Here is a 10,727-nt window from a genome sequence, read left to right as displayed (position 1 = left end):
ACCCGCCCCTCACGCCAACCCTCTCCCCAAAGGGGAGAGGGAGTAAAGCGGTGCGCGCGCGATGAAACCCTCAGCGCACCCCATGCGTCCCCACCCAATCCCCCGCAAACTCCCTCAACTGCGGAAAAAACACCTCGAACGTCGCCTGCAACGGCCGCTCCAGTCCCACCAGCACCGGCAGCGACTCACCGATGGGATTGGTCCGCCGCAACCGATGCGAAATCCCGTCGAAGGCTGCCTCCATCTCCTCCGGCCTCGCATAACCCGCAGGCAGCGCATGCGCCTCCATGTAATGGCGAAAGCGCACCAATCCGGGCGGCAACAGGGATTCATGCCGATAAAGCAGTTCGCGCACGCCCGCCGAATAGGCGTCCAGCGACCGGTCGCTCCAGCGCGGAAAGTCACGCGCGAGCAAATGGTCGAACCACATGTCGAGCAGGATGCCGCCGTAGCGGCGAAACGGCGCTGGCAACAAGGCTCGCGCCTCAGCCACATCGGGATGGCTATCGGTGTACACGTCGATGGCGCGATGCAGCCGGATGCCGGCAATCACGCCTTCCGGCAGCGAAGGATCCGGCGTGCCATGGACGAAATCGCCCATCAGCCCGCCCAGCTGCAGCAGCTCGTCGTCACCGGCCAGCAACGTATGCGCGAGATGGTTCATCGCGGCCCGTCCGAACGCCGAAGGCACGTGGCGGTTATCATCTTGTGTATGAACCCCGTCATGATCCCTACCCAACCCGACCATTTTCCCGAGCAGGCCTCCAGCTTCGCGCTGGAAGGTCCCGTCGGCAAGCTGGAAGCCGTGAGCGACGTGGCCGTGCCCGAAGAGGCTCGCCGCGGCACCGCCATCATCTGCCATCCGCACCCGCTCCAGGGCGGCACCATGCACAACAAGGTGGTGACGATGGTGGAACGCGCGCTGCGCGAATCCGGACTGGATACGGTGCGCTTCAATTTCCGCGGCACCGGTGAATCGGAAGGCACGTACGACCACGGCAACGGCGAAGGCGATGACCTGGCGGCCGTGGCCGCCTGGGTGCGCCGGATACGCCCGGACGATGCGCTGTGGCTGGCCGGCTTCTCTTTCGGCAGCTACGTTTCCATCCGCAACGCCGTGCGCCTGCGCGCGGATGCGCTGATCAGCATTGCGCCGCCGGCCGGTCGCTGGCCGTTCGAGGACATCCAGCTGCCCACGTGTCCCTGGCTGGTCGTGCAGGGTGAAGAAGACGAGGTGGTGGACCCGCAGGCCGTGTTTGACTGGATCGACGGCATGACGAAAAAGCCCGAACTGGTGCGCATGCCGGAAACCAGCCACTTCTTCCACCGCCGCCTGATGGATCTGCGCGGCGCCATCAAGCACGCCGTGCAGCCCTGGCTGCCGCCGCTGCGCCAGGCGTGATGCCGCAAACCCCCTTCCCCGTTCGATGCCCCGTTTCCCCGCGGGGCGCCCGCAGAGGTCGCCGTACCCATGAGTAACACCGCACCACTCGCACCCAGTGCGCGTTATCACGAAGGCGTCAGCGCGCACCGCTGGGAAGCCGATCCTGCCCAGCAGGCGCTGCTGCCCGAATTCGACCGCATGCACGCCGAACTCATCGCCGCTGCCGACAACGGCAATGGCGGTGGCCTGTTTGGACGCCTGAAATCGCTGCTGGGCAACGACACGCGCGAAGGCGTACCGGGCCTGTACCTGTGGGGCAGCGTGGGACGCGGAAAGACCTTCCTGATGGACATGTTCGTGGCGAGCCTGCCGCAGGGCATGGCGCTGCGCCGGCACTACCATCGTTTCATGGGCGAGGTGCACGAGCAGTTGCGTGAGCTTGGCGAGCGTCAGGACCCGCTGCTGGAAGTGGCCGCCACCCTCGCCTCGCGCTGCCGCGTACTGTGCCTGGACGAGTTCCTGGTGAACGACATCGGCGACGCCATGATCCTGGGCACGCTGTTGCAGGCGTTGTTCGAGCGCGGTGTGACGCTGGTGACCACGTCCAACACGGCGCCGGAAAATCTCTACAAGGATGGCCTGCAACGCGCGCGCTTCCTGCCCGCCATCGCGTTGATCGAGAAACACTGCCGCGTCGTGCAGATGATCTCCTCGCATGACTGGCGCCTGCGCGCACTGACGCAGGCGGCCGTGTACCAGACACCGCCCGGCCCGGAAGCCGAGCGTGCCCTCGCGCGCATCTTCACCACGCAGGCGGAAGGCCCGGTGCAGGAAGGTGGCGAGATCGTCATCAACGATCGCCCGATTCCCGTGCGCAAGCAGGCGCGCAACATCCTTTGGTTCGACTTCGCCGCGCTGTGCGAAGGCCCGCGTGCCGTGTCCGACTACATCGAGCTGGCCAAGGCCGGCCCGGCAGTGATCGTTTCCAACGTGCCGCAATTCACCGTCTACACCGACGATGCCGCGCGTCGCTTCGTGTTGCTGGTGGACGAGTTCTACGACCGCAAGGTGAAGCTGATCCTTTCCGCAGCCGCACCGATCACCGAGCTGTACGACGGTGAACGCCTGCGCGCGGAGTTCGGCCGCACCGAATCGCGCCTGATCGAAATGCAAAGCGAGGAATACCTCGCCAGCGAACATCTCTCCTGACCGTGTGGGAGCGCACCCTGTGCGCGACACCATGCAGGCACGACGTCGCGGATGGGAGCTCTCACAACACAACACGGGTCGTGGCGCTCCTGCTAACGTGGAGCGCCCCTTCCGGCCGGAGTTGTCATGTCGATCCTGCTCGCTGTCGCCCTGCAACTGAGTCCTGCCGCAGGCAACGATTTCATCTCGCGCGTTTCCCAGGCGAAGCTCGCCGAAGGCGCGGCCACCGGTCCGGCGTACCAGAAGCAGATGTGGGATCGCATCGGCAACCCCACCACGGATGCCTACAAGGCGTGTCTCGCAAGTTCGCCGGATGACAAGGCGCCCTTCACGCTGGTGGCCGACGTCACCAAGGATGGCCGTCTATCCCGCATCGCGGTGCAACCTGAGACGCCCGTGGCGAAATGCATGGCCAGCCACTTCACCAGCTGGATGCTGCCCGCGCCGCCGGCGACGCCCGTACCCTATCCCGTCGAGATCGACTTCAGTATCAAATCGTGATGACGGCGGCATGTCGACGCCGCAGGGACTTACGTCCGTACGCCATACCTCACTTTGCCTCATTGCGGTACGCAGAGAGGCTGGAGTAGTGTCGGGCTGTTTTCGGGACACCGTTCCTGAGGGGGCAATGACGCGATGCGCACCACCACGGGATGGGGCCCGGGGCAGCACGCGGCTGGGCAATACATGACGACGCCCGCCGACGACCTGCCTTCCGCACACACCGCCACGCCGGAAAGTTTTGCCGTGCCCGGTTTCGATGCCGTGGTTCGCCTGGTGACGCATTCCCTCGGCGTGCCGGTGGTGTCACTCGTGCTCAACAGCGGCGCCGCGTACTGGTTTGCCGATGGCAACGAATTGCCTGCACATGGCCCCCGTGCGCTGCACCCTCTCCTGCTTCAGGCCGCGCGCAGCCTGGCGCCGCACGTCGTGCTGGATGCCTTCGACGATGAACGCCTGCGCGGAACGGCGGTGCCGTTGGCTGCCGGACCCGGACCGATGCGCTTCTTCGCCAGCGAGCCGGTCTGCACGCTTACTGGACAACACATCGGCGCGTTGTGCGTGATGGGTCCGCTGCCACGCGAGAGCCTGGGCGAAAGCGAGCAAACGGCATTGCGCGATGCCGCGTCGCTGATCGGTGCAGGCGTGGTGCTGCGCAGCTATCTCGGTCGTACCGATCCCACCACCCAGTTGCCGCATCGCTACGCATTCTTCGACGACCTGCGCACCCATCTGCACGAAGGCGTGCCGCACGCGTGGGTCATCGCCATCGACGTTGCGCCCGTGCAGCGTTTCAACGCGTTTGTCCGCGCCATGGGTCACGTCTATGCGGACGAACTGATGCGCACGGTTGCTGCGCGCGTGACGCAGCAGATGCCGGCGCATACGCGTCTTTATCAGGTCGGTGCGACGCGTTTCGCCGCGGTACTGCCCGATCACCACATGCTCGACGACACCTCGTGGCTGGACGACCTGGTGGCGCGCCTGCGCTGGCCGTTCGACTGCCTGGGCATTCCGCTCACCATCCAGCCGGGCGTCGGCCTGCTGAAGATCAATGCCGATGAGCTGCGCGGTGGCGACCCGCTGCGCCTGGTCATGAACGCATCGCATGCCGCGCAACAAAGTCCGCGCGGATGGGCGGTGTACAACCGCATGCAGGACGAACAGCAGCGACAGGAATTCCTGCTGGTGACCGAACTGGCTGCCGCGTTGAACGAAGGCGCCGAACTCGACCTGCATTACCAGCCGCGCGTGGACCTGGATTCGGGGCGCTGCATTGCCCTGGAAGCACTCGCACGCTGGCACCATCCCACGCTGGGCTCCATTCCTCCCGCGCATTTCGTGGCGCTGGCCGAGCGCGCCGGGTTGATGCACTCGTTCACGCAATGGGTGATGGAGCGCGGCGTGTCCCAGCTTGCCGTATGGCGCCACGCTGGATACGACATCAAGCTCTCGCTCAATGTTTCCAGTACCGATCTGGGTGCCGACCTTGTCGGTCGACTGCGCAGCGTGGCCGAGCAGCACAAGGTGGGGCTGGATGCGCTGGAACTGGAATTCACCGAAAGCACGTTGATGGAACACAGCGCCGTCACCCGCCGCCACCTCACCGCGATTCGCGACCTGGGTGCAGGCATCGCCATTGATGACTTCGGCACCGGTTACAGCAACCTCGCTGCGCTTCGCCAGATGCCGGCGACCAGCCTGAAGATCGACCAGTCGTTCGTGCGCGGCATGGGCAGCAGCCCGCACGATGAGGCCATCGTGCGCTCCGTGGCGGAACTGGCGCGCAACATGGGTTTCCGCGTGGTGGTGGAAGGCGTGGAAACGTCCAACATCTACGAAAGCGTGCTCGCCATGGCGTGCGATGAGGCCCAGGGTTTCCATATTGCCCGCCCGCTGCCATCGAGCGATGTACCGGCGTGGCTGGCGGGGCACCAGGGCATGCCGTCGCGGCGCGCGGTGCGCTGGGGTCAGTAATTTCTCGGAAGAGCCATCCTGTGGGAGCGCACCCTGTGCGCGACTTGGGATTTCCGCTTCGTCGGGTTGTCGCGTACAGGGTGCGCTCCCACAGGGTAAAGCCGCTCAAGTGACGGGAAGGCCTAACTCGTCGGCCATCGCCTCGCGCATCAGGTACTTCTGCACCTTGCCCGTCACCGTCATCGGGAAGGCGTCGACGAAGCGCACGTAATGCGGCACCTTGAAGTACGCCAGGTGATGACGGCAGTAACTCTGGATCTCCGCTTCGCTGGACTCGCAGCCTTCACGCAATTGCACCCAGGCGCACACCTGTTCGCCGAATTTCTCGTCCGGCACGCCGAACACCTGCACGTCCTGCACCTTGGGATGGGTGTAGAGGAATTCCTCGATTTCGCGCGGGTACACGTTCTCGCCGCCACGAATGATCATGTCCTTGAGGCGACCAACAATAGTGCAGTAACCCGCTTCGTCGATCACGGCGAGGTCGCCGGTGTGCATCCAGCGCGCTTCGTCGATGGCTTCGCGCGTGCGCTCTTCGTCTTCCCAGTAGCCCAGCATGACCGAATAGCCGCGCGTGCAGAGTTCGCCCGGCACACCGCGCGGCACGATGCGGCCGCGCTCATCCACCAGCTTCACTTCGACGTGCGGATGGATACGACCAACGCTGTCCACGCGGCGCTCCAGCGGATCGTGCGTGGTGGACTGGAAACTCACCGGGCTGGTTTCGGTCATGCCGTAGGCGATGGTGACTTCGCTCATGTGCATGTCGCTCACCACGCGGCGCATCACTTCGATGGGGCATGGCGAGCCGGCCATGATGCCGGTGCGCAATGAGCTGAGATCGAAGCGGCGGAATTCCGCATGTTCAAGCTCGGCAATGAACATGGTCGGCACGCCGTGCAGGCCGGTGCAGCGTTCTTCCTGCACGGCTTCCAGCGTGGCCAGCACATCGAAACCTTCGCCGGGGATCACCATGCACGCGCCGTGCGTGACGCAGGCCAGGTTGCCCAGCACCATGCCGAAGCAGTGGTAGAACGGCACGGGAATGCACAGGCGGTCCTGCTCGGTCAGGCGCATTGCCTCGCCGATGAAATAGCCGTTGTTGACGATGTTGTGATGCGTGAGCGTCGCGCCCTTGGGCGCGCCCGTCGTGCCAGAGGTGAACTGGATATTCACCGGATCGTCGAAGCTCAGCTCGGCCTCCACCGCGCGCAGGCGCGCCATGGCCTCATCGTCCGCTCGCGAACCCAGCTCCGTCCATGTGCGGGTACCGGGTGCGGCAATGTCATCGAGAAGAATCACGTCGCGCAATGCCGGCAGCCGTTCCGATCTCAGGTTGCCAATCTCCGCACCTGCCAGCTCCGGCGCCAGTTCCTGGAGCAGGTCGAGGTAATGCGAGCTCTTGAAGCGGCGCGGCAAGACCAGCGCGCGGCAACGCACCTTGTTGAGCGCATATTCGAGTTCGTGCAGGCGATACGCCGGGTTGATATTGACCAGGATAAGACCGGCCTTGGGTGCCGCAAATTGCAGCACCACCCACTCGTAGCGATTGGGCGCCCAGATACCGACGCGATCGCCCTTCTGCAAACCAAGCGAAAGCAACCCGGCAGCGATGCGCTCCACCTCGGCATGGAACTGTCGATAGCCGAGGCGTATGCCTTGCGAGCGCACCACCAGCGCGGGCCGGTCGGGATGCGTGGCAGCGATGCGGTCCAGCAGCGAGCCCACGGTATCCCCGAGCAGCGGCTGCGAACTGACACCGTGGACGTAGCTCGGCGCGGGCATGGCGTGGTTTCCCAGGAATCGGGAACCGAGCATAGCACCGGGTTTGGTGCCCTCCGTCTGCGTTCGACTTTCGTAGAGCGAGGCTTGCCGGAGGTACGTACGAAGGCGCTAGGATCAAGCTTCAACCCGCGGAGACATACCATGCGCCTGACCACGCTTGCCCTGGCCGTTGCGACCCTGCTCGCCGGCACCGCTCACGCTGCCGACACCACTCAACTCGTGCAGGGTGAGCTTGGCCAGGTCACGGCGTGGCGTCGCGATATCCATCAGCATCCCGAACTCAGCAATCGCGAAACACGCACGTCGTCGCTCGTGGCTGCGCAGTTGAAGAAGCTGGGCCTGGACGTCCATACGGGCATGGCGCATACCGGTGTCGTGGCCATCCTCAAGGGCGGCAAGCCGGGCCCCAGGCTCGCCATCCGCGCCGACATGGATGCGTTGCCCGTCACGGAAGAAGTGGATGTCCCGTTCGCCTCCAAGGTCAAGGGCGAGTATCGCGGCAAGCAGGTCGGCGTGATGCACGCCTGCGGCCACGATGCGCACACTGCCATGCTGCTCGGCCTTGCCACGGTACTTGCCGGCATGAAGAAAGACCTGCCGGGCGAAGTGATGTTCGTGTTCCAGCCTGCCGAGGAAGGCGCACCTCCGGGCGAGGAAGGCGGTGCGTCACTGATGCTGAAGGAAGGCATCTTCAAGAACTTCAAACCCGATGCCATGTTCGGCATGCATGTGGTCAGCACGCTCAACGTCGGCACCGTGGGCGTGCGACCAGGGCCGGCCATGGCGGGTTCGGACTGGTTCAAGATGACGGTGCATGGACAACAGACGCATGGCGCCATGCCGTGGAATGGCGTCGATCCCGTCGTCACGTCCGCGGAAATCATCAGCGCGGCGCAAACCATTGTCAGCCGCAAGCTCAACATCGGCGACTATCCGGCCGTGTTGAGCTTCGGCATCGTGGAAGGCGGCGCGCGTTACAACATCGTGCCCGACAAGGTGGAAATGCAGGGCACGTTGCGCACCTTCGACCCGGGCATGCGCCAGCAGGCCATCGACAACCTCAAGGGCATCGCCGAGCACATCGCCGCAGCGAACGGTGCCACGGTCGAAACGCAGATGCCGGTGGGCGACAGCAATCCCGTGCTGGTCAACAACCCCGCACTTTCGGCACGCGTGCGCGAAAGCATTGGCAAGGCGATTGGCGCGGACCACGTGGTCGAATCCAAACCGTGGATGGCGTCGGAAGACTTCGCCTATTTCGCCAACACCGTGCCCAGCGTGTACTTCTGGGTAGGCTCGACGCCGACGGGACAGGACGCGCTCAAGGCTCCGGCCAACCATTCGCCGAAGTTCTTCATGGACGAAGGCGCCTTGAAGATCGGCATGGAATCGATGCTGCAGGCCACGCTGGATTTCCTCAACACGCCTGCCTCGTAAACCAGGAAAAACATGCGCCCGACTCGCCGACTGTTCTGGACCAGTCGACGAGCCGGGCGACATGCCCCCTTATCAGTGCGCCACGTAGCTGGCGATCAACTGCACGTTCGCGAAGGTCTTCACACCGGTGACGCGCACATACCAGGTGCCCGGGGACGGTGCAGCGATCACGATCGACTCGTTGTTGGTGTTGGGCTTGACCGACGAGGCATCGGCGTTGGCGCCATTGGAGGCCACGGGCACGCCGTCCTTGGCGTACAGCGACACATCACCCGTGCCGCCCGCGGTGCGAATCGTCAGGTTGGTGGCATTGACCGGCACGGTGAACGAGTAAAGCAACGAGTCACCCGTGTTGCCGGCCGTCACCACGGCCTTGCCCGAGGTCAGCGCAACCGGCAGTTCAGTCTTGGCTGCACTCAAGGCGGCCTGCACGGCGGCGTTGGCGTCGACAATGCCGGAGCCCAGCGCGTAGCCTTCATTGATCGGGAACGGACGCGCCGATTCCACCAGGGCTTCCTGGATCTGGAACGGCGACAGCGCCGGCAGGCCCGCGTTCTTCACGGCCTGGATCATGAGCGCCACGATGCCCGAGACGTGCGGCGTCGCCTGCGACGTGCCAGCCATTTCGCCGTAGATCGGATTACCCACGGTGGTCTTGCCATCGTTGAGCGTGGACCATACGAAGCCGGCATCGACTTCGACGCCGGTGCTCTCATCATCGTTCTGATAGATGCCACCGCCGGGCGCGGAGACCGACACCAGCTTGCCGAAGTTGGTGTAGAACGCCCACTTGCCGGTGATGCCCACGGACGACACCGTGATGACGCCAGGGCAGCTCGACGGCGAATAGTTGGCCGTGTCGTCGCTGTCATTGCCTGCCGCCACGACCACCGTCACGCCACGCGACATGGCGTCAGCAATGGCGCTGCCGAACGCGTCCGTGGCTTCGCAGGCACCCGGGCCACCCAGGCTCATGCTGATGACCTGCGCGGGATTGGGATTGGCTGGCATGTTCGGCACCGAACCGCCTGACGCCCAGGTGATGGCATCGGCGATGTCCGACGTGGCACCGCCGCAATGACCCAGTGCGCGAAGAGGCAGCACCTGCGAACCCGCGGCTACGCCCGCCACGCCCACGCCGTTGTTGGTCATGGCGCCGATGGTGCCGGCCACATGCGTGCCATGCCAGCTGCTGTTGGTCTGCGTGGCGCACGACATGCTCGCCGTGGTCCAGTCGCCGGTATCCCAGCCGCCCGAAACGCGGCCATCAGCGGCGCGACCGGAGGTTTCTGCGTCGGTGATGAAGTCGTAGCCGGCGTTGGCCAGCGCCAGATTCAGGTCCGGATGCTGCGTCACGCCGGTATCGATCTCGGCCACGATGACGCCGGTGCCGTCATAAGAGGGCCATACGGTTGATGCATTGCTGCCGCCGTAATTGGCGTAGCCACTGGTGTCGGTGCCAATGGTTTCCACGGTGCCGGTGCCCGGACGCATATGCCACTGGTACGAGAAGTTGGGGTCGTTCGGCGTGCTGGTGCCCACCGACGAGGTCTTCACCGTGTCCTTGACGATCTGCATGCGGACGTCCGGTTCGACGTGCGCCACGGCGGGATCGGAAGCGATCTGCTGCATCAGCGCCAGCGCCTCGGTGCGATTGAGCTTGCGGCTGGTGCGCACCACGTCGGAACCGATGCCCATCTTGCGCTTCCACTGCACACTCACCGCCTGCGAGGGCGTGGCTTTCATCGATGCAGCGTCGAGCTTGGCGCGCCCGACGGCCGCCGTCACGTTCTGTGCCACGGCCTGCGCGTTGCTGCGCTCGGTGGAACCGTTGCGATAGGTGACGATGAAGCCGTCAACCGTATCGTTGTTGCGCATGGTCGACGCGTTGATGGTCGCACCCGTGCTGGTGACGACCGATGCAGCATGCGCTGCGGAAAAACCCAGTGCGGCGGCCAGGACGGCTGCGCGGCAAACAGTCAAACGATTCATGCATGACTCCCGGAAATAGTGAGCAGGAAGGAGGGCGCCTCGCGGGCGCCCTCTCGCGTTACCAGCTGAAGCCGCCGCCGACGCCGACGGACGATTCGGAACCCGACACCGACGCACCCACCGACACGCTGGCGTGATTGCCCGCGAATGCACGCTGGTAGCCCACGGCGAACGCGCCCTGGCCGTTGTAGTTGCCGGCACCGAAACCCACGCGGTTGTCACCGGCGAGGTTGGACGTGTTGGCCGACATCTGCGACATGGCGGCACCCATCGCACCGACGCGATCCAGTCGCTGGTTGACGTTGTTGAACTGGTCGTTCATCTGCTGGCGCAGGTCGGAAATGGACTGTGCGTTGCCCATCGCCGCATCGGTGTAGGCCTTGGCGGCGGCGAGCGTGGTTTGCGCGGACGCATCCGTATACGTCTTGGCAGTGGCCAGCGC

General features: G+C 64.8%; 9 protein-coding genes. 5 read left to right on the top strand and 4 right to left on the bottom strand.

All coding sequences use genetic code 11. The annotated features are described in order from the left end of the window. Positions 1-70 precede the first annotated feature (70 nt). Positions 71-664 carry an ACP phosphodiesterase gene (locus tag DK366_RS20830; protein ID WP_109127483.1) on the bottom strand — a complete coding sequence of 198 codons (594 nt, stop codon included), beginning with the start codon at positions 662-664 and terminating at the stop codon, positions 71-73. A gap of 60 nt (positions 665-724) precedes the next feature. Between DK366_RS20830 and DK366_RS20825 the strand changes: the two genes are divergently transcribed. The 4 genes from DK366_RS20825 to DK366_RS20810 all read left to right on the top strand — a co-directional run bounded on the left by DK366_RS20825 (position 725) and on the right by DK366_RS20810 (position 5,071). After that, entirely contained in the window at positions 725-1,402 is a 678-nt protein-coding gene (locus tag DK366_RS20825; RefSeq protein WP_232821143.1) for an alpha/beta fold hydrolase, read from the top strand. Positions 1,403-1,471: 69 nt separating this feature from the next. After that, complete coding sequence (gene zapE / locus DK366_RS20820) at positions 1,472-2,593, top strand: cell division protein ZapE (protein ID WP_109127481.1); 1,122 nt, start codon at positions 1,472-1,474, stop codon at positions 2,591-2,593. A 126-nt stretch (positions 2,594-2,719) separates the two neighbouring features. Next, positions 2,720-3,094, top strand: coding sequence for a peptidase C13 (locus tag DK366_RS20815; RefSeq protein ID WP_109127480.1), 375 nt, complete (start codon positions 2,720-2,722; stop codon positions 3,092-3,094). Positions 3,095-3,280: 186 nt separating this feature from the next. Continuing rightward, on the top strand, positions 3,281-5,071 hold the full coding sequence (locus DK366_RS20810; protein ID WP_232821142.1) for a GGDEF and EAL domain-containing protein: 1,791 nt from the start codon (positions 3,281-3,283) through the stop codon (positions 5,069-5,071). A 105-nt stretch (positions 5,072-5,176) separates the two neighbouring features. Here the strand turns inward: DK366_RS20810 and DK366_RS20805 are convergent, their stop codons facing one another. Then, the gene (locus DK366_RS20805; protein WP_109127484.1) at positions 5,177-6,856 is read right to left on the bottom strand and encodes an AMP-binding protein; all 1,680 of its coding nucleotides are present in this window, start codon (positions 6,854-6,856) and stop codon (positions 5,177-5,179) included. A 141-nt stretch (positions 6,857-6,997) separates the two neighbouring features. Between DK366_RS20805 and DK366_RS20800 the strand changes: the two genes are divergently transcribed. Then, the gene (locus DK366_RS20800; RefSeq protein WP_109127478.1) at positions 6,998-8,293 is read left to right on the top strand and encodes an amidohydrolase; all 1,296 of its coding nucleotides are present in this window, start codon (positions 6,998-7,000) and stop codon (positions 8,291-8,293) included. Positions 8,294-8,365: 72 nt separating this feature from the next. Here DK366_RS20800 and DK366_RS20795 read toward each other — a convergent pair whose 3' ends face one another. Both DK366_RS20795 and DK366_RS20790 read right to left on the bottom strand, forming a co-directional pair. Beyond that, positions 8,366-10,285 carry a S8 family serine peptidase gene (locus DK366_RS20795; RefSeq protein ID WP_109127477.1) on the bottom strand — a complete coding sequence of 640 codons (1,920 nt, stop codon included), beginning with the start codon at positions 10,283-10,285 and terminating at the stop codon, positions 8,366-8,368. A 58-nt stretch (positions 10,286-10,343) separates the two neighbouring features. Continuing rightward, a partial coding sequence (locus tag DK366_RS20790) for a YadA-like family protein (protein ID WP_198651649.1) occupies positions 10,344-10,727 on the bottom strand: 384 nt, incomplete at its 5' end.

The sequence above is a fragment of the Dyella sp. C11 genome, assembly GCF_003121485.1.
Taxonomy (GTDB): domain Bacteria; phylum Pseudomonadota; class Gammaproteobacteria; order Xanthomonadales; family Rhodanobacteraceae; genus Dyella.
This window is presented reverse-complemented; position numbering and strand designations above follow the sequence as displayed.

What these genes read in the sequence shown, in the direction of transcription:
- DK366_RS20805 (WP_109127484.1), bottom strand. Translation starts at nt 6,856, where the DNA reads ATGCCCGCGCCGAGCTACGTCCACGGTGTCAGTTCGCAGCCGCTGCTC.
- DK366_RS20810 (WP_232821142.1), top strand. Translation starts at nt 3,281, where the DNA reads ATGACGACGCCCGCCGACGACCTGCCTTCCGCACACACCGCCACGCCG.
- DK366_RS20830 (WP_109127483.1), bottom strand. Translation starts at nt 664, where the DNA reads ATGAACCATCTCGCGCATACGTTGCTGGCCGGTGACGACGAGCTGCTG.
- zapE (WP_109127481.1), top strand. Translation starts at nt 1,472, where the DNA reads ATGAGTAACACCGCACCACTCGCACCCAGTGCGCGTTATCACGAAGGC.
- DK366_RS20815 (WP_109127480.1), top strand. Translation starts at nt 2,720, where the DNA reads ATGTCGATCCTGCTCGCTGTCGCCCTGCAACTGAGTCCTGCCGCAGGC.
- DK366_RS20825 (WP_232821143.1), top strand. Translation starts at nt 725, where the DNA reads ATGATCCCTACCCAACCCGACCATTTTCCCGAGCAGGCCTCCAGCTTC.
- DK366_RS20800 (WP_109127478.1), top strand. Translation starts at nt 6,998, where the DNA reads ATGCGCCTGACCACGCTTGCCCTGGCCGTTGCGACCCTGCTCGCCGGC.
- DK366_RS20795 (WP_109127477.1), bottom strand. Translation starts at nt 10,285, where the DNA reads ATGAATCGTTTGACTGTTTGCCGCGCAGCCGTCCTGGCCGCCGCACTG.